This is a genomic window from Kitasatospora sp. NPDC114501 (assembly GCF_055633695.1).
The window spans coordinates 81,334-103,606 of the sequence record NZ_JBVKDS010000010.1 but is presented as its reverse complement, the minus strand read 5'-3'; the positions used below and the strand labels follow the sequence as shown (position 1 = coordinate 103,606).

General features: G+C 75.5%; 16 protein-coding genes. 7 read left to right on the top strand and 9 right to left on the bottom strand.

Annotated elements, in window-relative coordinates; all coding sequences use genetic code 11:
- Positions 1-4: 4 nt before the first annotated feature.
- Complete coding sequence (locus ACZ7RU_RS19995; RefSeq protein ID WP_470342263.1) at positions 5-568, bottom strand: DUF4291 domain-containing protein; 564 nt, start codon at positions 566-568, stop codon at positions 5-7.
- 147 nt (positions 569-715) lie between these two features.
- Positions 716-1,471 carry a tyrosine-protein phosphatase gene (locus ACZ7RU_RS19990; protein WP_470342262.1) on the bottom strand — a complete coding sequence of 252 codons (756 nt, stop codon included), beginning with the start codon at positions 1,469-1,471 and terminating at the stop codon, positions 716-718.
- Positions 1,472-1,747: 276 nt separating this feature from the next.
- On the opposite strand from ACZ7RU_RS19990, the gene ACZ7RU_RS19985 reads away from it, so the two are divergent.
- The 5 genes from ACZ7RU_RS19985 (at position 1,748) to ACZ7RU_RS19965 (ending at position 11,468) form a co-directional block, all read left to right on the top strand.
- Positions 1,748-2,515 (top strand): GntR family transcriptional regulator, encoded by a 768-nt coding sequence (locus tag ACZ7RU_RS19985; protein ID WP_470342261.1) that lies wholly within the window; start codon positions 1,748-1,750, stop codon positions 2,513-2,515.
- A 77-nt stretch (positions 2,516-2,592) separates the two neighbouring features.
- A complete protein-coding gene (locus ACZ7RU_RS19980; protein ID WP_470342260.1) occupies positions 2,593-3,708 on the top strand; it encodes a PucR family transcriptional regulator in 1,116 nt (371 codons plus the stop codon).
- Between the two features lie 226 nt (positions 3,709-3,934).
- A complete protein-coding gene (locus ACZ7RU_RS19975) occupies positions 3,935-4,633 on the top strand; it encodes a hypothetical protein (RefSeq protein WP_470342441.1) in 699 nt (232 codons plus the stop codon).
- 65 nt (positions 4,634-4,698) lie between these two features.
- The gene (locus ACZ7RU_RS19970; protein WP_470342259.1) at positions 4,699-6,717 is read left to right on the top strand and encodes a flotillin family protein; all 2,019 of its coding nucleotides are present in this window, start codon (positions 4,699-4,701) and stop codon (positions 6,715-6,717) included.
- A 29-nt stretch (positions 6,718-6,746) separates the two neighbouring features.
- A complete protein-coding gene (locus ACZ7RU_RS19965) occupies positions 6,747-11,468 on the top strand; it encodes a DNA repair ATPase (protein ID WP_470342258.1) in 4,722 nt (1,573 codons plus the stop codon).
- 4 nt (positions 11,469-11,472) lie between these two features.
- Here the strand turns inward: ACZ7RU_RS19965 and ACZ7RU_RS19960 are convergent, their stop codons facing one another.
- Positions 11,473-12,636, bottom strand: a complete 1,164-nt coding sequence (locus tag ACZ7RU_RS19960; RefSeq protein ID WP_470342257.1) for a hypothetical protein — start codon at positions 12,634-12,636, stop codon at positions 11,473-11,475.
- Positions 12,637-12,803: 167 nt separating this feature from the next.
- Between ACZ7RU_RS19960 and ACZ7RU_RS19955 the strand changes: the two genes are divergently transcribed.
- Together ACZ7RU_RS19955 and ACZ7RU_RS19950 are read left to right on the top strand one after the other, a co-directional pair.
- Positions 12,804-13,658, top strand: a complete 855-nt coding sequence (locus ACZ7RU_RS19955) for a class I SAM-dependent methyltransferase (protein ID WP_470342256.1) — start codon at positions 12,804-12,806, stop codon at positions 13,656-13,658.
- A 7-nt stretch (positions 13,659-13,665) separates the two neighbouring features.
- Entirely contained in the window at positions 13,666-14,658 is a 993-nt protein-coding gene (locus ACZ7RU_RS19950) for an aromatic ring-hydroxylating oxygenase subunit alpha (RefSeq protein ID WP_470342255.1), read from the top strand.
- 461 nt (positions 14,659-15,119) lie between these two features.
- Here the strand turns inward: ACZ7RU_RS19950 and ACZ7RU_RS19945 are convergent, their stop codons facing one another.
- From ACZ7RU_RS19945 to aroA, 6 genes are all read right to left on the bottom strand, one after another.
- Entirely contained in the window at positions 15,120-16,838 is a 1,719-nt protein-coding gene (locus ACZ7RU_RS19945) for a 4Fe-4S binding protein (RefSeq protein WP_470342254.1), read from the bottom strand.
- Between the two features lie 62 nt (positions 16,839-16,900).
- Positions 16,901-17,812: an AurF N-oxygenase family protein gene (locus ACZ7RU_RS19940; RefSeq protein ID WP_470342253.1), complete on the bottom strand. Its 912-nt coding sequence runs from the start codon at positions 17,810-17,812 to the stop codon at positions 16,901-16,903.
- 193 nt (positions 17,813-18,005) lie between these two features.
- On the bottom strand, positions 18,006-19,268 hold the full coding sequence (locus ACZ7RU_RS19935) for an RNA polymerase sigma factor (RefSeq protein ID WP_470342252.1): 1,263 nt from the start codon (positions 19,266-19,268) through the stop codon (positions 18,006-18,008).
- Positions 19,265-19,642 (bottom strand): YciI family protein, encoded by a 378-nt coding sequence (locus tag ACZ7RU_RS19930; RefSeq protein WP_470342251.1) that lies wholly within the window; start codon positions 19,640-19,642, stop codon positions 19,265-19,267. The genes ACZ7RU_RS19935 and ACZ7RU_RS19930 overlap by 4 nt, the downstream gene beginning before the upstream one ends.
- A 179-nt stretch (positions 19,643-19,821) precedes the next feature.
- On the bottom strand, positions 19,822-20,844 hold the full coding sequence (locus tag ACZ7RU_RS19925; RefSeq protein ID WP_470342250.1) for an RNA ligase family protein: 1,023 nt from the start codon (positions 20,842-20,844) through the stop codon (positions 19,822-19,824).
- Positions 20,845-20,927: 83 nt separating this feature from the next.
- Positions 20,928-22,175 carry a 3-phosphoshikimate 1-carboxyvinyltransferase gene (aroA, locus tag ACZ7RU_RS19920; RefSeq protein WP_470342249.1) on the bottom strand — a complete coding sequence of 416 codons (1,248 nt, stop codon included), beginning with the start codon at positions 22,173-22,175 and terminating at the stop codon, positions 20,928-20,930.
- Between the last annotated feature and the right edge of the window lie 98 nt (positions 22,176-22,273).

Here is a 22,273-nt window from a genome sequence, read left to right as displayed (position 1 = left end):
CCGCTCAGCCGAGGCCGAGCCGCCGCGCGGTCGCGGCGGCCGGCCGGTAGGGGTGTTCGGGCGGCAGCAGCCGCTGCGCCTTCGCCGCCTGCCCGCCGTGGACCAGCGCGGCGATCCGCCGCACCTGCGGGGTGAGGTCGGTGAGGTCGACGACCCACTCCTCGGCGAAGGCCCGGATCAATGACCGGCCGACGCCCACCTGGATGCTGTAGTGGTTCAGCGCCGCCCCGCGCAGCGAGCGTTCCGGGTCCCACTGCACATGGACGGCGGCGCCCGCCACCTCGTCCGGGTGCGCGGTGGTGAGCACGGCGCGGGCGAGCGCCTCCTCCCAGCCCTCCCGGGTGATCCGGACCGCCAGCACCCTGGTCTGGCCGGGCTTCTGCGCCCAGTTGCTGCGGTGCATCAGCCAGCGGAACGAGGGCTTGATCCAGGTCATCCGGTGGAAGCCGAACGGCGCCACGAACCGGCCCGCCGCCAGCGCCGCGTCGGCGACGGTCGGCGGGTAGGCCTGGTAGAGCACGATCGTCCGGTCGTCGTGGTCGGCACGGATCTCGCGCAGCGCGGTCATCTCGCGGCACCCCCTCGACCCGGCACGCTGCCAGGGCGGGCGGCGCGGTGCAACGGGATTACCCGGCGGCGGGGACGGCCTGTGGCAGGTCGGAGCACGGAGACGGCGAGGTGGCCCACGAGCCGCGGCAGGTGCGGACGCCCCGGCTCAGGCCACGGCCGCCTTGGTGCGGAAGGCACCGAGGGTCGCCGCCGGGACTCCGCAGCCGGGGAGGAAGGAGGCAGCGCCGCCGTGGTGGGTGCGGACGCGGTCGAGGAAGACCGACATGGCCTCGGCCGGGGCCTCCAGGAGGGGCGCGGGGATGGTGAGGTTACGGCCCCGGGAGTCGGTGACGCGGGACGTGGAGCGGTCGTTGAGGGCGGTGCGGTGGCGTTCGGCGAGGCCGGCGAAGATCTGCGGGAGCGCGTCGGCGGTGCGGGTGTAGTCGGCGACGATGCGTTCGGCGGGGACGCCGAGGAGGTCCAGCAGGAGGGCGGTGAGCAGCCCGGTGCGGTCCTTGCCGGCGGCGCAGTGCAGCAGGACGGCGCCGGGGCGGACGGTGGCGTCGACGGCGACGGCCACCGCCTCGGGCGCGGACTCCGCCAGCAGGACGTAGAAGTCGCCGAGGTCAGCGGCCGTGGCCATGGTGCTCATCCGCGCGGTGAGGACGTCGGTGGCGGGGTTCACCGGGGCGGCGACGACGGCTATCCCGGCGGCCTCGGCGGCGGCCCAGTCCCGGGGGTCGGTCTCGCGCGGGTCCCGCAGGTCCACGATGGTGCGGATGTCGCAGCCGCGCAGCTGGCCGACGGTGGCCTCGTCGGCGGCCGGGAACGGCTGGGCGGAGCGGTACAGCACACCGGGGCGGACCCGTCGGCCCTCGGGGTCGCCGAGGACGGCGGCGTCGCGGAAGTTGACCAGGGACATGCGGGAGGCCTTTCGGTGGGGCCGCACCCGGGACGCGACGGGACATCCGGAGGGCGGAGACATCTAGACGTCTAGATGTGTAACCCCTCGGACGGCCGCCGGGCAAGCCTCGGTGGCGCAGGTCTCGGCCGTACGGGCCCGGCGGGCGGCCCCCGGCAGTGCGGGCCTCGCGGGTCTCGACCGGTGCGTCCCTCCATCCCACTCCCATCGCCCGGCCACGGCGACCCGGGCCGCACGGCGCCCGACCGGCCCGGTCGGCTCCGTAGGATCGGTCCCGTGGCGACGACCCCCCCGAGCTCCCCGAACACCCCGGTGTACCGCCGCCTGGCCCGCCGGTTCCAGGAGCGCATCGACGCCGGCACCTACCCGGCGGGCGCCCGGCTGCCCAGCGAGCCCGAGCTGAGCGCCGAGTTCGGGGTGAACCGGCTGACCGTGCGGCAGGCGGTGGCGGAGCTGGAGCGGGCGGCCGTGGTGGAGATCCGCCGGGGCGTGGGCACCTTCGTCCGCCCGCCCGCCGTCCGGGTGTCGATCGCCGTGGACCCGCGCAGCCAGCGCTTCGACCTCGGCAGCGTGCCCACCGCGCTGCCGAACGACGCCCGCACGGACGGCGAGTTCGTGGTGGCCGCCCCGCCCGTCCTCGGCTCGGCGCAGGACGCGGAGGCCGCCCGCCAGCTGGGCCGCGCCCCGGAGGAGCTGTCCCGGGTGGACTCGGTGATCCGGCTGGGCGGGCGGCCCCGGGCGGCGTGCAGCTACTGGGTGCCGTTCGGCCCGCTGCCCGCCGAGCTGCTCCGGCCGGACCGCCCCGGGAACCTGGTGCCGGCCCTGGCCCGGGCGGCCGGGGTGGAGCTGGAGTACGACTGGCGGGCCTTCGGCGCGGTCGGCGCGGACCTCGCGGACGCCGAGCTGCTGGGCGTCCCGCCGGGCACCGCGCTGCTGGTGCGCGAGGGCGTCAGCTGCACCCCGGACGGCGCCCCGGCGCTGTACGTGCGGCGGCGGATCGACGGCAGCAGCGCGCGCTTCGTGCTGCACTTCCGCGACCGGTAGCGCGGGCGGGTCCGCGGCCCCGCCCTGATAGGTTCGGCGCCGGAATTACCAGGCCGCACGGGGGTTGGCAGGACACGGTGACCGAGGGGCTCGACCACGACATACCCGCCGAGCTGGCCGAGGTCCACCTCGTCCTGCTCGCCGACGTCTCCCGTACCGGCCGGCTGCTGCGCCGTGAGGAGCTGGAGCGCCTGCGCAGGCTCGGCGAGCACTGCGCCGAGGCCGGGTACGGGCTGCGCGAGGTGGTGTCGCACTGCCTGGCCGCCACCCGGCGCGCCTGGCAGACGCTGCCCGGGACGACCGCCGCGAGCAGCGTCAACGAGCTGCGCCGGACGGGCGACGCGGTGCTGGCCGCGACCGACGCCGCGCTGGCCGCGCTGGGCGAGGGCCACGAGCGGGCGCAGCGCCTGGCCGTCCGCCAGGAGGAGGCGGCCCGGCGGGAGTTCGTCGACGACCTGCTGTTCGGCCGCGGCGACCTCGGACAGCTCGCCGAGCGCGCGGACCGGTTCGGGCTGCGGCTGGCGGGCGCGTACACGGTGGCGGTCGCGGTGGGCGACGAGCCGTTCCCGGACGTGCATCCGCTGGTGCACCGGGTGGAGCGGGAGCTGGCCGGGCGGTTCGGCGAGCGGAACGTGCTGCTGGCGGGCAAGGACGGCCGGCTGGTGTGCGTCGCTCCGGACTCCGACCGGGCCGTGCTGGAGGCCTTCGCCGAGCTGACGCTGCGGCCCGGCCCCGGTGGCCAGCCGGTGCGGCGGGTGGCCACCGGCCGTCGGCACTCGGGCCCGAGCGGGGTGCCGCGCAGCTACGAGGAGGCGCTGGACACGCTGGACTACGCGCAGCGGCTGAACCTGCCGGCCCGGCAGCTGCGGGCCGAGGAGCTGCTGGTCTTCCCGGTGCTGATGCGCGACCGCTCGGCCATGGCCGACCTGGTGCGCAGCGTGCTCGGCCCGCTGACCGAGGCCCGCGGCGGCGCCCGTCCGCTGCTGGACACCATCGCCGTGCAGGCGGAGGCCGGGTACGTGAACGCGGAGGCGGCGCGCCGGCTGGGCCTGAGCGTGCGCACGCTGGGCTACCGGTTGGAGCGGATCAAGGCGCTCACCGGCTACGACCCCTCGGACGCGCTCCAGCGCTTCACCCTGGAGACGGCGGCCATCGGCGCGCGGCTGCTGAACTGGCCGGAACGACCGCTGTAGTACCGCCGCGGCGAACCCGCGCCATGGCGCCGGGACCGTCCCGGGACCGTCCCGGGGCCGTCCTGTTGCCCGGCTGTTGCAGTGTCACGCGGGCCGCGCGGACCAGGGTGTCAAGAGGGCGTAAAGATTGCCGGATCCTGGCAATGTGCGACGGGGCCAGGCACTGCCATGATCTCCCCGGCGCCGAAGCGCGGTGCCGGGGGAAGGACGGGGGAGCGTGGCCGGGTTGGGGGGATTCTTCGCGGCCGCGCTGGCCTTCCCGACGGCGCTGTTCAGCTTCGCGCTGGTGGTGGTGGTCGGGTACTGGCTGCTGATGCTGCTGGGCGGCCTGGTGCCCGGCGCCGTGCACGGGGGGCACGGCGGCGGGCACCACGCGGACGTCGGGCACGGGCACGTCGGACCCGCGGGGCACGGTGCCGGGGGGCACGGTGGCGACGACGGGTCCGACCGGAACGGGCCCGGCCACCACGCGGGCGTGCTGGACGCGCTGGGGCTGGGCGGGGTGCCCGTGACGGTGGCGGTGTCGCTGCTGGTCGCGCTCGCCTGGTTCGTCAGCCTGGCCGGCACCGTCCTCACCTCGGGGGCACCGGCGCGCGGCGGCGTGTTCGCCGTCGCGCTGGTCGCCTCCTGGGCGGGCACCCGGGTGCTCGTCCGGCCGCTGTCGCGGCTGTTCCCGCAGGACCGGCCGGTCTCCCGGGGGGACTTCGTCGGCCGGGTCTGCGTGATCCGGACCGGCCGGGTGACGGCCGACTTCGGGCAGGCCGAGGTCACCGCGGAGGACGGCTCCACCGCGACCGTCCAGGTCCGCACCCCACAGCCCGAACCGGACCTGACGGCCGGGCGGACCGCCCTGATCTTCGACTACGACGCCGAGGGCGAGCACTTCCTGGTGGCGCCCTTCGACCCGCCGTCCGGGCTCGTCTGATCCCCGGTCCCCGCCTTCGCACCTCCCTTTCGCTCCAACTCGCCATCTCGTCAAAGGACTCCGTGATGGACACCATCGCCGTGGGTTTCGGCGTGCTCGTCGCCGTCGTGCTGCTCATCGTGCTCGCCATGCTGCTGTTCGTGGGCCGTCTGTTCCAGAAGGTCGAGCAGGGCAAGGCGCTGATCGTCTCCCGGACCAAGAAGGTGGACGTGACCTTCACCGGCGCGGTCGTCCTCCCGGTGCTCCACAAGGCCGAGTTGATGGACATCACCGCGAAGACGGTGGAGATCCACCGGGCCGGCCGGGACGGCCTGATCTGCCGGGACAACATCCGCGCGGACATCCGGATCTCGTTCTTCGTGCGGGTGAACAAGACCGTCGAGGACGTCGTCAAGGTCGCCCAGTCGATCGGCACCGCCCGCGCCAGCGACCCGCAGGCGATTCAGGAGTTCTTCGCCGCCAAGTTCGCCGAGGCGCTCAAGACCGTCGGCAAGCAGCTGGACTTCACCGACCTGTACACCCACCGGCACGAGTTCCGGGACCAGATCATCGCGGTCATCGGCACCGACCTCAACGGCTACACGCTCGAGGACGCGGCCATCGACCACCTGGAACAGACCCCGATGAGCCAGCTGGACGGCGACAACATCCTGGACGCCCAGGGCATCCGCAAGATCACCGAGCTGACCGCGATCGAGCACGTGCGCACCAACGAGTACCAGCGCACCGAGGAGAAGGAGATCACCCGGCAGAACGTGGACGCCCGGGAGACCGTCCTGGAGCTGGAGCGCCGCCAGGCCGACGCCGAGATCCGCCAGCGCCGCGAGATCGAGACCCTGCGGGCCAAGGAGGACGCGGTCATCGCCCGGGTGCAGGAGGAGGAGCGGCTGAACGCCCAGACCGCCTTCCTGCGCACCGAGGAACTGCTCGGGGTGCAGCGGGAGAACCAGGCCCGCGAGGTCGCGGTGGCGCAGAAGAACCGCGAGCGGGTGATCGCGGTGGAGAACGAGCGGATCGAGAAGGACCGCCTGCTGGAGGTCGTCGGCCGCGAGCGGGAGACCCAGCTCGCCACGATCGCCAAGGAGAAGGAGGTCGAGTCCGCCAAGCGCGAGGTCGCCGACGTGGTCCGCGAGCGGGTCGCGGTGGACCGCACCGTCGCCGAGCAGGAGGAGGCCGTCAAGACGCTGCGCGCCACCGAGGAGGCCGAGCGCGTCCGCAAGGCCGTCGTCATCCAGGCCGAGGCCGAGGCGCAGGAGAAGCTCGTCAAGGACATCAAGGCCGCCGAGGCCGCCGAGCAGGCCGCCGGGCACAAGGCCCGCGAGGCGCTGGTGCTGGCCCAGGCCCGGCAGCAGGCCGCCGAACTGGACGCGGCCGCCAAGATCCGGATGGCCGAGGGCGTCCGGGCGGAGGCCGCCGCCGAGGGGCTGGCCCGGGTCCAGGTCCGCGAGCAGGAGGCCGCGGCGGTGGAGAAGGTGGGCCGCGCCGAGGCCGTCGTCCAGGCCGAGAAGGCCAAGGCCGCCGCGCTGGAGATCGGCGGCCGGCTGAAGGCCGAGGCCGAGGGCCTGACCGAGAAGGCCGCGGCGATGGCCAAGCTGGACGAGGCCTCGCGCGGCCACGAGGAGTACCGGCTGCGGCTGGCCGCCGAGAAGGACGTCCGGCTGGCCGGGCTGGACGCCCAGCGGCAGATCGCCGAGGCCCAGGCGGCGCTGGTCGCGGCCGGGCTGGAGAAGGCGAAGATCGACATCGTCGGCGGGGACTCGGTGTTCTTCGACAGGCTGGTGCAGTCGGTGACGGCCGGCAAGAGCGTGGACGCCTTCGTCGGACACTCGCAGACCGCACAGGCCCTGGCCGGGCCCTGGCTGGACGGACGGGCCGACTTCACCGAGGACCTCACCAGGGTGCTCTCCTCGGTCTCCACGGCGGACGTGCAGAACCTGACGGTGTCCGCCCTGCTGATGAGGCTGATCGGCTCGGGGGCCGGCGACCAGGCCGGGCAGCTGCGCCAACTGCTGGAGTCGGCGCGGCAGCTGGGCCTCGCGGAGACCCCGATCGGGGCGCTGGCCTCGATGAACGGTTCCAAGTAGTCACCCACCGAGCACCAGAGGAACTGACCGTGGACGCCCTCGACGCCCGGCTCGACGCCGGCACCTACGAGGTCCTGCGCGACCGGCTCGCCCGAGCCGCCGCCGAACTCGCCGACCGGGCCCAGGCGTTGAACGCCCGCCGGGTCGCCGAGTTCGGCGGCGGGGAACTGCGGCTGGCCGGCACCGGGCGGCTCACCACCGCCCGGGCCTGCCTGCCGCAGGACCTCACCGCCGCCGGCGGGCTGCTGCTGCTCGGCACCCGCCCGGCCGGACCCGCCGACGGCGCCGAGGACTTCACCGACGTCCTCGGCCTGCACCACCCCGACCTCTCCCCCGCGCCCGCCGAGGGCACCCTGCTGGACGAGCCCCGGCTGCGCCAGGACCTCGCCGACCTGCGGCGCTACTTCCGCGACGCCCGGCTGGAGCGGCTGCGCCCGGTGGACGGCCGGCTGCTCGCCGTCTTCCGTACCGGCCCGGCCGCCGCCGACGTCCGGGTGCTGCGCTGGCGCCTGGACGACGGCTCCCCCGAGGACACCCGGCCCGGCTACCTGGACGGGCGCGGCGAGCGCGACCACACCCCCGCGGACGGCCAGCAGCTGCCCTGGACCGCCGTCACCCGGGACGACCAGCTGCCCGCCGGCCCCGGCCGCCCGCCCCGCGCCGACCTGGACGGCGAGTTGCTGGTCGGCGTCGACGGCGGCCGGCTGACCATCGCCGCCCCGGACGGCCGGGAGCTGCACCGCGAACCGCTGGCCGAGGCCCTCCAGACCCTCGCCGACGCCCGGATCGCCCACGCCCGGCTCGGCACCCTGCTGCTGGTGCGGGTGCGCCCGTACCAGGAGGAGACCGAGCGGCACCTGGTGGTCCACCTGCCCACCGGCGCCGTCACCCGGATCGACGCGCTGGGCCAGGCCTGCCTGCGGCTGCCCGCCGACCAGGGCGTCGCCTTCCCCGGCGGCTGCCACCTGGTGGACGGCACCGTGCGCACCTTCGACCAGCCGGTCGACGGCCTGGTGTACGAGCGCACCGTCCTGTCGCCCAACGGCGAGGACGTGCTGTACGAGTTCCGCTCCCCCGCCGACGGCCGCGCCCTGCTCCAGCCGTACAACAGCGTCCGCCAGGAGGCCGCCGCCCCGCTGCCCTGCCAGGGCTACGCGCTGCTCGCCGACGGCACCCTCGTCGCGCTGCGCCCGGCCGAGGACGGGCCGACCCGGCTGCACCCCGTCCAGCTCTGGCGGACCCCGTTCACCAGCGAGCGCTTCGCCGCCGAACAGCCGCCCGGCAACGGGCCGTTGGCCCGGATCGGCAACGCCGACCTGGTCCGCGGCCTGGCCGACTGCCTGGCCCTGGCCCGGCTGGCCGCGGCCGGCGCCGACACCCCGGCCGGCCACCAGGCCGTCCTCGCCGCCTGCACCCGCACCGCCGACCGGCACCACTGGCTCGGCCAGAGCGGCCTCGGCGACCTCGCCGCGCCGCTCGCCGAGATCCGCGACACCGCCCGGCAGGTCGTCGCCGAGTACGAGGCGGTCGCCCAGCTCACCGCGCACGCCGCCCGGCAGGCCGAGGAGGCCGCCGAGCACGTCGAGGGCCTGCTGCGCACCGCCCGCGGCGAGACCCCGGCCGACGCCACCGAGTGGGTCGACCGGCTGGCCGGGCTGCGCCGCGCCCAGGGCCGCGTCGAGGCGCTGCGCGACCTGCCGCGCGCCGACCCGGAGCGGATCGACGCGCTCGCCGCGCACCTCGCCGGGGGCCTGGCGGAGGCGGCCGACCGCGCCGTCGAGCGGCTCGCCGAGCCGACCGCCTTCGAGCCGCACCGGCGGCGGGCCGGCCAGCTGGCCGAGCGGTGCGCCGCCATCGCCACCGCCGCCGAGGCCGAGCCGCTGGGCCTCGAACTGGGTGCCCAGAGCGAGGCGTTGCAGACCGTCTCGGAGCTGGTCGGCACCCTCGACCTGGCCGACGCCACCACCCGTACCGCGATCCTCGACCGGCTCGCCGACGTCCTCGGGCTGCTCAACCGGGCCCGGGCCGCGCTGACCGTGCGCCGCCGGGAGCTGCGCACCCGCGAGGCCGCCGCCGAGTTCGCCGCCGAGACCGCCCTGCTCGGCCAGGCCACCACCGCCGCGCTCGCCGCCGCCGACACCCCCGAGGCCTGCGACGAACAGCTCGACCGGCTGCTGCTGCGGATCGAGCAGCTGGAGACCCGCTTCGCCGACGCCGACCCGGCCCTCGGCGAGCAGCTCACCGGCCGGCGCACCGAGATCCACGACGCGCTCACCGCCCGCCGCCAGCACCTGCTGGAGGAGCGGGCCCGGCGCGCCGACCGGCTGGCCGCCTCCGCCGAGCGCGTCCTCGACACCCTGCACCGCCGGCTGGCCGGGCTGGACACCGCCGCCGAGATCGACGCCGCCCTCGCCGCCGACCCGACGGCCGTCAAAATCCGCGACCTGGCCGGGCAGTTGACCGCGCTCGGCGACCGGGTCCGGGCCGAGGAGCTGACCGGACGGCTGCGCGCCGCGCGCGGCCGCGCCCAGCGGGCCCTGCGCGACCGCGCCGAACTCGCCGGGGACGGCCCCGGTACCCTGCGGCTGGGCCGGCACCTGTTCGCCGTCACCACCCAGCGGCCCGAACTCGCGCTGGTGCCCTGGCGCGGACGCCCCGCCTTCACCCTCACCGGCACCGACTACCGCTCCCCCGTCACCGACCCGGCCTTCGCCGCCACCGAGCGGTACTGGGACCGCCCGCTGCCCTCGGAGACCCCGCAGCTGTACCGCGCCGAGTACCTCGCGGCGAGCCTGCTGCCAGCCGTCGAGGCGGCGGCGCCGGCCACCGACGCCGACCTGCTCGAGTACGTCCGGCGGGCCGCCGAGCAGCGCCCCGACGAGGGCTACCAGCGTGGCGTGCACGACCACGACGCCGCGCTGCTGCTCCGCGCGCTGCTCCGACTCGGCGCCGGGGCCGGGCTGTTGCGCCACCCGGCGGGCGCCCGGGCGGCCGCCCAGCTGTACTGGGCGCACGGCGCCGACGAACGGCAGCGGCTGCTCTGGCACACCCGGGCCCGCTCGCTGGGCCTCGCCCGGGACGCCTTCGGGGGCGCTCCGGCGCAGGCCGCGATGGACGCGCTCGCCGCCGAACTGTCCCGCGCCGTCGCGGACTTCGTCCCCGGCGCGGAGCCGGCCGGCCCCTACCTGGTCGCCGAACTGACCGCCGCCGCGCCCAGCTTCGTCCAGTCCACGGGCGCCGCCGCCCTGCTCGACAAGTTCCGCGCCGCCCCCGAGTCGGCCGGCCTCACCGAGGCGCTGGCCGCCCTGCCCGAGGAACCGCAGCTCCTGCCCGTACGGCGCCAACTCGCCGCCGCCTGGCTGGCGTCGGGCGCCCCCGACGCCGACCCGGCCGACCTCGCCGAGGCCGCCGCCGCCCTGCTCTGCCCGGACCTGCCGCGCCGGCCGGCCGAGGGGGACGTGGGCACCCGGATCACCGGGCTGCTCGGCGACCACCCCCGGCTCGCGGGCGGCGCGCTCGACCTGCGGCTCGACGAACTGCTCGCTGAAGTACGGGAGTTCGAGCAGGTCGAGGTGCCCGGCTACCGGGCCTACCGGCGGCTGCGCGGCGAGCTGCTGGCCGCCGAGCACGCCCGGCTGCGGCTCGACCAGTACCGGCCCGCCCCGCTCAACGGCTTCGTCCGCAACCGGCTGATCGACCAGGTGTACCTGCCGCTGGTCGGCGACAACCTCGCCAAGCAGCTCGGCACGGCCGGGCCCGGCGGCCCGGTCGACCGCAGCGGCCTGCTGCTGCTGGTCTCCCCGCCCGGCTACGGCAAGACCACCCTGGTGGAGTACCTCGCCGAGCGGCTCGGCCTGCTGCTGGTCTCCGTCAGCGGCCCCGCGCTCGGCCACCGGGTCACCTCGCTGGACCCGGCCGAAGCCCCCGACGCCACCTCCCGGCGCGAGGTCGAGAAGCTCAACTTCGCCCTGCACGCGGGCGACAACGTGCTGCTCTACCTGGACGACGTCCAGCACACCTCACCCGAGTTCCTCCAGCGCTTCATCCCGCTGTGCGACGCCCAGCGCCGAATCGACGGCGTGTGGGACGGTGAGGCCCGCGAGTGGGACCTGCGCGGCAAGCGCTTCGCCGTCGTCATGGCCGCCAACCCGTACACCGAGTCCGGCCGCCTCTTCCGGCTGCCCGACATGCTCGCCAACCGCGCCGACGTGTGGAACCTCGGCGACGCCGTCGCCGGGCGGGAGGACCTCTTCGCGCTCAGCTTCGTCGAGAACGCCCTGCCCGCCAGCCCCCACCTGGCCCCGCTCGCCACCGCCGAGCGCGGCGACCTCGACACCCTGCTCGCCCGCGCCGGCGGCCTGCCCGGCGGCACCCTGGCGGGCGCCTGGCCGGCCGCCGAGGTCGAGCGGATGACCGCCGTCCTCGCCGGCCTGCTCCACCTGCGCTCCACCGTCCTGGCCGTCAACCGCGCCTACCTCGCCTCTGCCGCCCAGGACGACCGCACCCGCACCGAGCCGCCCTTCCTGCTCCAGGGCTCCTACCGCAACATGGCCAAGCTCGCCCAGCGCCTCGACCCCGCCCTCACCCGTCCCGAACTCGACGCCCTGCTCACCGACCACTACCGCGCCGAGGCCCAGCCCCTGGGCGCCGACGCCGAGGCCCAGCTCCTCAAGCTCGCCGAACTGCGCGGCACCCTGACGGAGGAGCAGGCCACCCGCTGGGCGGCCCTGAAGCTCTCCTGGCGGGCGTGAGCGGTCACCCCCTGCCGAGGACGGCGGCCTGGAGCTCCAGCCAGAGGCCGAGCGTGGGTGCTGTCGACTTGAAGGTGCGGTCCGAACCGTGCAGCCGGGCGTAGCTGGCGACCAGCAGGTGCGAGACCCGCTCGGTCTCCCCCGGAAGATCGCGGTGGATGAGGTCCGTCCACTTCGGCGAGGTCCTGCCCCCGTCGTGGAGCGTCTCCAGCGGCAGCATCCGGCAGGCTGTCCAGGTGACCAGCTCGGGCGCGTACTCCAACAGCTTCCAGTGGCCCCTGCTGTTCCGCTTGAGCATCCGGGCGATCACCCGCTGGGTCTCCCGCCGGGCCTCCACCGCGCGCTGGATGCCGATGGCGTGCAGGCCTTCGTTCACCAGACTGCGGTACGCCCGGCCGGACATGTCCGACCAGAGCGCGTTCAGACCGTCCGGCGTCTGGAGTTGGTTGCTCAGGTCCGGGTGCGGCGCGGGCGAGAGCGCGGCGAGCGCGCGGAACACGTCCGCGGGGGTGAATCCGACGGGGTGCGGTCCGGACACGACCCCGCGTCGGGGATCGAAGTAGCTCCCCTCCTTCCTGAACTCCTCCTTGGCCCGGAGGAGGTGCGGACAGAGCGCGAGATTGTCCTGCGGCTCGAAGGGGTTGAAGGAGTGAGCGGCCCGGTCGCACACCTCGCGGACCCGGTCGGCGTCCTCCTCCTCGACGACGGCGACCCACAGCAGGGCCTTGCCGAGCTGCTCCGGGGACAGTTCACGCGACTGGTGGGCAGCCTCCACGATGCGCTGGAACCCGTTGACGCATCGGACGCCCACCAGCCCGAGCCGCCCGGCTCCGCCCGTACGGTCGGGATCCCAGTACAGGCTCCGCGCACTGAGAACGACGGGCGGCCCGAAGATCCCCGCTTCCTCGGGCCGTTCACGGAGCACGTCGGCGAAGGACCGGTTCACCGCGCTGTCCGGCAGGTAGCCCCGCCGCGCCCCGAGCACGTCGGCCGCGTCCGGCCGTTCGGCCAGCACGGCCAACTCGTTCGCCGCGACCAGCGCGGTCCAGTGGCTGCCGATCCGCACGGCGTGGTGTGCCCGGAGGATGTGGCGGTCGAGGGCCGGCGGGGTGTCGGCAGCCCATGAGATCCCCGGCCATGGAGTGATCGGCACGTGGTTGTTGTCCATGGCCGGTTCAACGCCGCGCGGGCGGTCAGGTTGCGGCGCGCGGCCGTCCCGGTCGGCTGAAAAGCGCCGCCGCCGATCCGTTTGCCCTACGACCCTACGATTCCCCTCATCGGGGGCATCCGCCCGGGGCGGGGTAGCGGTGGCCGGGACTGGGTAACCCAGCCGGCATGGGCGCTCAGGGACTCGATCTGACCGGGTTGCGCAGGGTGTACGGACGGCCCGGGAGCCGGTGGTTCTACACCCGGGTGGCGCGCAACGCGCGGCACTGGGGGTGGACGGAACCGGGGCAGTCGAAGTGGCGGCTGTGGCGGGCGCAGCGCCGGCTGCAGGACGTGCTGGGCCGCAAGCTGGCGCTGCCCGCCGGGGCGCGGGTGCTGGACGCCGGGTGCGGGGCCGGGGTCGTGGCGCGGGCGATGGCGGAGCGGTTCGGGCTGACGGTGACCGGGGTCGACGTCCTGGACTTCCACCTCGCCGAGGCCCGCCGGCTCAGCGCCCGGGCACGGATGGGCGGGCGGACGGCGTTCCACTGGGGCGACTTCCACCGGCTGCCGTTCGGCGACGGGGAGTTCGACGGCGCGTACTCGATGGAGACGCTGGTCCACTCCTACGACCCGGCGCGGGCGCTGGCCGAGTTCCACCGGGTGCTGCGCCCGGGCGGGCGGCTGGTGCTGCTCGGCCCGATGAGCACCGGCCCGCTGGAGGAACTCCCGCCGCACGCCCGGGGGTTGCTCGAACCGTTCCTGGACGCCATGACGATGACCGGCGCCAGGATCTACCACGCCGGCAACCTGCCCCGGCTGCTCGGCGAGGCCGGGTTCGAGGTGGAGGAGGCCTTGGACGCGACGCCGTACTACCTGCCCACCTCGGAGGCGGTGTACGCGTACTTCCGGCTGCCCTGGGAGGTGCTGCGGCGCTTCGGCGATCCGGCCAAATGGATCAACCTCCGTTCCACGGTGGAGATGTACGCCGTGCGGGAGTACGTCGCCTGGTACGTTCACACGGCCGTCAAGCCAACGAGGTGAACCCGCCGTGGAGGACCGCTCCGCCCCGCTGCCGTACCCGAGCGGCTGGTTCTGCGTCGGCCGGGTCCGGGACCTGCCGCCCGGGCGGGTGCGCACGGTCCGGCTGATGGGCGAGGACGTGGTGCTGTACCGGACCCGCCGGGGCGCCGTACGGGCGGTCGGCCCGCACTGCCCGCACCTGGGCGCGCACTTCGGGGCGGGCGGGAGGGTCCGGGGCGAGGAGCTGGTCTGCCCGTTCCACGGCTTCGCCTTCGGCCCGGACGGCTCGTGCACCGGCTCCCCGGACGGCGTCCGGTTCCGGGCCTCGCTGGCCCGGCGCCACCTGTGCGAGCGGGACGGCGCGCTGTTCGTCTGGTGCGCTCCGGGCGGCGGCCCCGACGGCGGGCCGGGCGGCGGCCCGCCCGCGTGGGAGCTGCCGCCGGCGGTCGGGGTGCGGCCGCTGGCGTGGTGGAGCGGGGAGGTGCTCTCCCACCCGCAGGAGGTGATGGAGAACAGTGTCGACTTCCGGCACGTCCGGGTGCTGCACGGCCTGGACACCCGGGAGACCGCCCCGCCGGAACCGGACGGCCCGCTGTTCACGGTCCACCAGCGCACCACGACCCGGTTCCCGGGCCTGGGCGCGGTGAGCCTGGAGCAGCCGGTGACGCTGGTCGGGCTCGGGATGATGCGGCTGGTGGCCGAGCTGCCGCAGCTGGGCAGCAGCCTGCGGGTGTGGGTGCTGGCGACGCCGGTCGCGCCCTGGCGGACCAGGGTGCGCATGGCGGTGACCGCCACGGCACCGGTGCCGGGGGTCGGCGCGGTGCGGGCCGTCGACCGGGCGGCCTCCTGGGCGGCGCTGCGGGCGTCGGTGCGGATCATCGGGCAGGACCGCCCGGTGCTGGCCCACAAGCGGTACCTGGCGCAGCCTCGGCTCGTGCCCGGGGAGCGTTCGATCGGGCTGTTCCGCCGCTGGGCGCAGCAGTTCTACCCCGGGTTCCATTCGGAGCCCGCCGCCGGCTGAGCCCCGGCCGGTGCGGCCAGCGACTCCCAGACCGGGTCGGGCAGCCCGGGGACGGCGCGCCCCTCGGCCTGCCAGCGGCGGGCCAGCTCGGCGTAGATGGGCGCCTCCGGACCGGGCGCCGCCACCGGCGGGCCGGGCGCCGGCAGACCAGGCGCCGGCGGGCCGGGCGCCGCCACGGGCGGACCGGGCGCCGTCGCGGGCGTCAATGGCTGCTGCTGCGGTCCGTCCGGAATGCCGCGCAGGATCGTTTCTTCACCTGGCTGTCGTTCGGGTACCGGCAGCCTCCCAAAACCACTCACACCCACCCAACGCACCCCGCCCGCGCCGGGACACGGCCACGTCAACCCGGCGCGCCGCAGGTCAACCCCCTGCGGGACCGGCCGGGTGCGCAGGAAGTCGGCCCACCCGACTTCCTGCGCACGTCCTGCCCGGCCCGAGGCGCCGGTCCGAGGTCCGCCCCGCTACCGTCGGCGCCCCGCCGCCAGCAGCTCGGGCACGCTGGCGAGCTTCACCCGCGGCCGCCCCTCGGCCTCGCCCCGCTCGCGCTCCGCGCGGTCCACCGCCCGCAGCTCCCGCAGGCCGACCGCGTCCGGCCGCCGGCGCCGCACCAGCCGTTCGAAGTCCCGGCGACCCGCCGCCGGGGCGGGCAGCGCCAGGGCGACGGCGTCGTCCAGCAGCGCGTCCACGGTCTCCCGCGCGCAGGCCCGGTTGGCGCCGATGCCGCCGGACGGCCCGCGCTTGGCCCAGCCCACCACGTACGTCCCGGGCAGCGGCCGGCCGGTCGCCGGGTCGACGACCCGCCCGTTCCGGTGCGCGACCGTCCCGCTCCGCTCGTCGAACGGCAGTCCGGGCAGCGGCACGCCCCGGTGCCCGATCGAGCGCACCACCAGCCCGGCCCGCAGCACGTCCGTCACCCCGGTGCCCTCGACCCGGCCGTCCGCCGCCAGGGCGGTCCGCTCGACGGTCAGGGCCTCGACCCGCCCGTCCCCGGACAGTTCGACCGGCGCCGACAGGAACCGCAGCACGATCCGCCGCCCCGGCCCGGGCTCCGCGGCCCCGTCGTACGGCACCAGCGGCAGCCCGGCCAGCAGCGCCGCCTGCGCCGCACCGGCCCCCGCACCGGCCCCCGCGCCGGACCTCGTACCCGCACCGGCGCCCGACCCGGCGCCCGCCTGCGCCGCCTCGATCGCCGCCCGCACCTCCGGGTGGTCCGCCACCACCACCTCGACGCCCGGCAGCTGCCGCAGCGCCAGGAACTCCGCCCTGCTCCACGCCGCCTGCTCCGGCCCGCGCCGGGCGAGCAGCACGACCTCCCGGACCCGGCCGCGGCGCAGCGCGGCCAGGGCGTGGTCGGCGATGTCGGTGGCGGCGAGCCGGTCGGGGTCGGTGAGCAGGATGCGGGCGATGTCCACCGCGACGTTGCCGTTGCCGATCACCACCACGCGCTCCGCCGACAGCTCCACCGCGTCGGCGGGCACCGTCGGTTCGGCGTTGTACCAGCCGACGAAGGCGGTCGCGGGCACGCTGCCCGGCAGGTCCTCGCCGGGGATGCCGAGCCGGCGGTCGGCGGCCGCGCCGACCGCGTACACCACCGCGTGGTGGTGGGCGGCGAGCTCCTGGTGGGTGACGTCCGTGCCGATCTCCACGTTGAGGTGCATCCGCAGCCGGGGGTCGTGGAAGACGCTCGCGAAGCTGTCCGCGATCCGTTTGGTGGACTGGTGGTCGGGCGCGACGCCGTGCCGCAGCAGGCCGCCGGTGACGGGCAGCCGGTCGACCATGGTGATCTCGGCGCTGGTGCCGCGCAGCAGTTCCTGGGCGGTGTACCCGGCGGACGGTCCGGTGCCGACGACGGCGATCCGCAGCGTCCCGAGTTCGCCCGGCAGGCTGCGCGGGAAGCTGGGCGCGCCCCAGGCGTGGTCGCTGGGGTGGTCGCGGAACCAGTCGCGGTTGAGGTCGCCGAACACGGTGTCCGGTCCACGCAACCGGTCGACCGGGAACACCGCGTCCACCGGGCAGGCGTCCGCGCAGGCGCCGCAGTCGATGCACGCCCGCGGGTCGATGTACAGCATGTCGGTGGTGCCGAACTCCGGTTCGTCCGGGGTCGGGTGGATGCAGTTGACCGGGCAGACGGACACGCACGAGGCGTCGTTGCAGCAGGTCTGGGTGATCGCGTAGGCCATGGCCGGGGTGGGGTCCTCGCTGCGCGTTGGGGGATGGGAGGCGGACGGTTCCTGACGGACCGTCAGAGCATGTGCACCCGGCGGTAGACGGCCGCCGCGCGACTGGTGAGCAGCCCGGTCTCGGCGAGGAAGGCCATCAGGTGCCGGGAACTGGTGCGCATCATCGCCTTGCGGTGCTCGTTGCCCCGTACCTCGGCGAGCGCCCGCGGCACGTCCAGCCCGGCGGCCCTGTACACGCCCGGGTGCACCATGCTGCTGACGATGACGTACGCGCCCGCGGCGATGCCGGCGGCCGAGGTGCGCCGCCGGGCCGGGCCGGCGTGGCGCATCCGCTCGCGGATCTCCTGCCGGGCGAACTTCATGTGCCGGGACTCCTCCACCACGTGGATCCGGGAGGTGCCGCGGACGATCTCCAGCACGTTCTCGCCGCGCATCCAGTCGCGCTGCATGACGTCGAGCACCTCTTCGGCCACCAGGATGCCGCCGTAGGCGAGTTCGCCCTTGGCGAGCGCCTTGAAGGCGCGCCCGGCCTGGGCGATCACCTTGTTCGGGCGGTAGGCGGGGACGCCCATCTTCTCGCAGGCCCTGGCGAACATGATCGAGTGGCGGCACTCGTCGGCGATCTCCGTGAGCGCGAACCGGAACTCGGCGCTGGCGGGGTTCTTGAGGTACTGGTCGCGCAGCACCATCTGCTGGAGGATCATCTCGAACCAGATGCCGGTGTTCATGATCGAGCAGACCTCGTGCCGGGTGAGCGTGACCCGCTGGCGCTCGGTCATCTCGTCCCACAGCCGGGTGCCGTAGAGGGTGCTCCACTCCGGGTTGAGGCCGTAGTGGTCCTCCGGGAGGGGGGCGTCCCAGTCGATCTCGGCCGAGGGGTCGTAGGAGAGGGTGGCGGCCGATTCCAGGAGCCGCTTCGAGACCTCGTCGTCGGACTCGGTGTGGCCGTGTCCCGTCTGCCAGGTGAGAGCCATCGCTGCCTCCAGGTGCCTGCTCCTGCGGGTTCCCGCTCACCCGCTTATTAGACGGACAGTACAATAAGAGCCGGTCGCCGAGAACCCCCTGCGCAGCAGCGACCCGGCGCGCGGCCCTGCGGCTCACGCCCCCCAGCCCAGCCCGCCCGCCGCCCGCCCGCTGCCCCCTCCCTCCGCTCCGCCGCCTACGCCCTCACCCCGCCGCCCGCTGCGCCCGGGCCACCAGGTGGCGGCGCTCCGGAGCACTGGCCGTACGGGCCGCCGCCTCCCGGTAGGCGCGGGCGGCGCCCGCCGGGTCGGTGCCGAGCCGGTCCAGCAGGTGCGCCCGGACCGCGAGCAGCCGGTGGTGGCGGGCCAGGCGCTTGTCCTCGGCCAGCTCCGCGACGAGCGCGAGCCCGGCCGCCGTCCCGTGCACCATCGCGACCGCGACCGCCCGGTTGAGCGCGACCATCGGGTTCGGGTCGAGGCGCAGCAGCAGGTCGTACAGCATCAGGATCTGCGGCCAGTCGGTCTCCCGCGCCGTCACCGCCTCCCCGTGCACCGCGGCGATCGCCGCCTGCACCTGGTACGGCCCGGCCTGCCCGCGCGACAGCACCGCGGCGATCAACTCCAGCCCCTGGTGCAGCAGTTCCTTGTCCCAGCGGTTGCGGTCCTGCTCCTCCAGCGGCACCAGCTCGCCGTGCGCCCCGGTGCGGGCCGGCCGGCGGGCGTCGGTGATCAGCATCAGCGCGAGCAGCCCCGCCGTCTCGGCGTCCCCGGGGGTGAGCCGCAGCAGCATCCGGGTCAGCCGGATCGCCTCGACGGACAGCTGCGGCGCGGTCAGCTCCTCGCCGCCGCTCGCCGTGTAGCCCTCGTTGAAGACCAGGTACAGCACGTGCCGGACCTCGGCCAGCCGCGCGGCGTCACCCTCCCCGACCGGCAGGGCCAGCCGCCCGCCGTCCGCCCCGGCCGCCGTCTTCAGCGTCTGCTTGGCCCGGCTGATCCGCTGCGCCATCGTCGACTCGGGCACCAGGAACGCGGCGGCGATCTGCGCGGTGGTCAGGCCGCCGACCGCGCGCAGGGTCAGCGCGATCCGGCTCGGCACGGACAGCACCGGGTGGCAGCAGAGGAACAGCAGCGCGAGCGAGTCGTCCGCCGCCGGGTCGGGCGCGTCGGCCGGCGGGGCGAGCAGCGCCGACTGCGGCGTGGCCAGCGCCGACGCCTCCTCTCGGCGGCGGCGCGCCGACTCGCTGCGCACCTGGTCCACCAGCCGCCGGTCCGCGACCGTCACCAGCCAGCCCCGCGGGTTGACCGGCAGCCCGCTCTCCGGCCACTGCGTCGCGGCGGCCAGCAGCGCCTCCTGCACCGCGTCCTCGCAGGCGTCGAACGCCCCGCCGTGCCGCCGCACCAGTACGCCGAGGACCTGCGGCGCCAGTTCGCGCAGCAGGCCCTCGACGGCGACGGTCGTGCCGCTCACTCGCGCCCCGGGAGCTCGCTCGCGGCGGACTCGTGCATGACCGGCCACAGCTCCACCGGCTCCACGTCCGCGAACGGCATGTCCGCCGCGATCTGCTGGGCCCGCTCCAGACTCTCGCAGTCCAGCAGGTAGAAGCTGGCCAGGTACTCCTTGGTCTCCAGGTACGGCCCGTCGGTGACCACCGGCACCCCCTCCGCCCGCCGCACCAGCTGCGCCGCCGCCGCGTCCGCCAGCCCGTACGCGCCGACCAGTTCCCCGCTCTCCCGGTACCGCGCGTTGAACGCCTCCTGCTTGGCGATCGCCTCCGGCCACGCCTCGGCCGGGAAGGAGTCCCACTTGGCCTGGTTGCCGTAGATCATCGCGACGTACTTCATCTCGGGTGTCCCCTCCGCCTCGCGCGCCCCGTCGGCGCGTTGTCACCTCTCAGTCGGAGCGACGGAACCCGGCCTCGACATCGGCCGGGAACTTCTCGGAGATTTCTTCCTCCGTGCCCCGGAGCTGCGGACGATCAAGGTACGGCATCCCGCTCAGCCGCGCCGGTCCGCCGCGTCGGTCAGCCGCGCCGGTCCGCCGCGTCGAAGGCCGCCAGGGAGCGCGCGCCCGGTTCGAGCGAGCGCCGCAGGGCGGCGAGGACGGCGGGCTCCAACCCGCCCACAGCTTCGGCGAGTTCCTCCGCGGTGTCCGCCGCGATCTCGGCCGCGACGGCGTCCGCCGGGGTGCGGGGGCCGAGTTTGCCGACGGCCGCCGCGGCCCGGGCGGGAGTGAGCAGGGCGGCGGCCCGGACGAGGAGCCAGGCGGGGACGCCGGCCGCGCCCTCCGGCGGGGGGAGGTACGGGCGGGCGCCGTCGTAACGGTCGTCCTCGGCGAAGGCCTGCTGCTTCACCTTCACCAGCGGTCGGGCCGGGCCCGGCTCGCGCCACTCCCCGGCCGGTTTGAGGACGTACCCCTCCGCGAGGTTGTCCGGCAGTTCCGGCAGGCCGAACAGGGCGGGCACCCGGCTGGGGTAGCGCACCGGCAGGTCGTGCAGGGTGTTCAGCGGGCCGTGCCCGAGCAGCGGCACGCAGGTGAGCCCGGCGGCCCGCGCGGCGGCGCGCAGCGTACGGTCGGCGATCCACCACCGGCCTTCGGGTGTCTCGACGGTGGCGTCGAACGGCAGCCAGCGCAGGCCGGGGGCGTACCAGACGCCGGTCTGCACCGGGTCGACGCCGGGGGCGGCGGGCACCTCGGGGTGCGGGTAGCGGCCGCCGGCCAGTTCGCCGTAGACCGTCACCACGGCCGCGTCGCCCCACGGCGCGCGCACCGCGGCGGCGAACCGGGCCGCCGCGACGGACACTTCGGGCCAGATCCGGCTCACGCCGAAGAAGCCGTCCAGCCCCTCGTCGTCCAGCAGTTCACGCCGTTTCGCGGCCCGGACGGAACCGCCCTCGCAGACCACGGCGAAGTGCGCCCCGTGCACCTTCTCCGCCGCCGTCCACTCGCGGCCGCCCGGCCCGCCGGAGCGGCCGCGCGCGGGGATCTTGGGATAGGGCCGCAGCCCGGGGCCGTCGGACTCCGTCTCGAACACCGTCTCGGACACGAACGGAATCCTCGCCGCACGGCCCGCCGGCCGGCAACCGGGATTCCGGCGCGGGCCATCGGGTCACGCTCCGCAGGGCGGGCTCAGACCGCCCACTCCGCCCGCAGCTCCGCGAAGGCCTCGTGGAAGCCCGGGAAGGTCTTCCGCACACAGCCCGGGTCGTCGAAGGTGATGCCGGGGGTGCGCAGCGAGGTGACGGCGAAGGACATCACGATCCGGTGGTCGGCGTGGGTGGTGATCTCGACCGGGCGCGGGGTGCCGGGCCGGATCTCGATCCAGTCGTCCCCGGTGGCCACCGTGACGCCCATCGCGCGGAGGTTGTCGGCGCAGGCCTCCAGCCGGTCGCACTCCTTGACCCGGGTGTTGTGGACGTCCTCGATCCGCACCGGCCCGGTGGCGAACGGCGCGATGGCCGCGAGCGTGGGCATGGTGTCGGAGATGTCCCGCATGTTGACGGTGATCCCGCCGAGCGGGCCGTCGCCGGCCACCGTCGTGCGGTCGTGCCCGACGTCCACCCGGGCGCCCATCCGCCGCAGCACGTCCACGAACCGCAGGTCGCCCTGGAGCGCGTCCCGGCCGAGGCCGGGGACGGTGACCTCGCGGCCGGCCAGGGCCGCGGCGGCGAAGAAGTAGCCGGCCGTGGAGGCGTCCGGCTCGATCGGGTAGTCGGCGGCCCGGTAGCCGCCGGAGGGCACCTCGAACACCTCGCCGACGGGGGTCCGCTCCCGCTTCACCTCGACGCCGAAGGAGCGCATCATCGCCAGGGTGATCGCGATGTACGGGGCGGAGACCAGCCGGGTGACGGTGATCCGCAGGCCGTCCCGGGTGAGCGGGCCGAGCAGCAGCAGCGCGGTCAGGTACTGCGAGGACTGCCCGGCGTCCAGGGTGAGTTCACCGCCGCGGACGCCGTCGGCGACGACGGTCAGCGGGTGGTGGCCCTCGGCCTCCTCGTGCCGCAGGTCCACGCCCAGTTCGCGCAGCGCCCGGGTGAGCGGGGCGACCGGGCGGCGGCGCATCTGGGCGGAGGCGTCGAAGCGGTAGGTGCCGTGGCCGGCGGCGGCCAGGGCGGGCAGGAAGCGCGCGGTGGTGGCGCCGTCCCGGCAGTACACCTCGGCGCTCGGCACGGCGGGCCCGGCCGGGCGGCCCGCCACCCGCCACGAGTCCGCCGTCCGCTCGATCCGGTACCCGAGGGTGTCCAGGCCCTGGGCGAAGCCCTCGGTGTCGTCCGAGGACAGCGGGCGGCGCAGAGTGGTCACACCCTCGGCGGCGGCGGCCAGGAACAGCGCCCGGGCGGTGATGGACTTGGATCCCGGGATCTCCACAGCAGTCACGGCAGGCTCTCCCAACACGGGTGTCCGACAGGTGTCTCCGATGACGTCGGGGCCGATCCTGCCCCACCGGGCCGCCGCCTTCGGGGACCATCCACGGA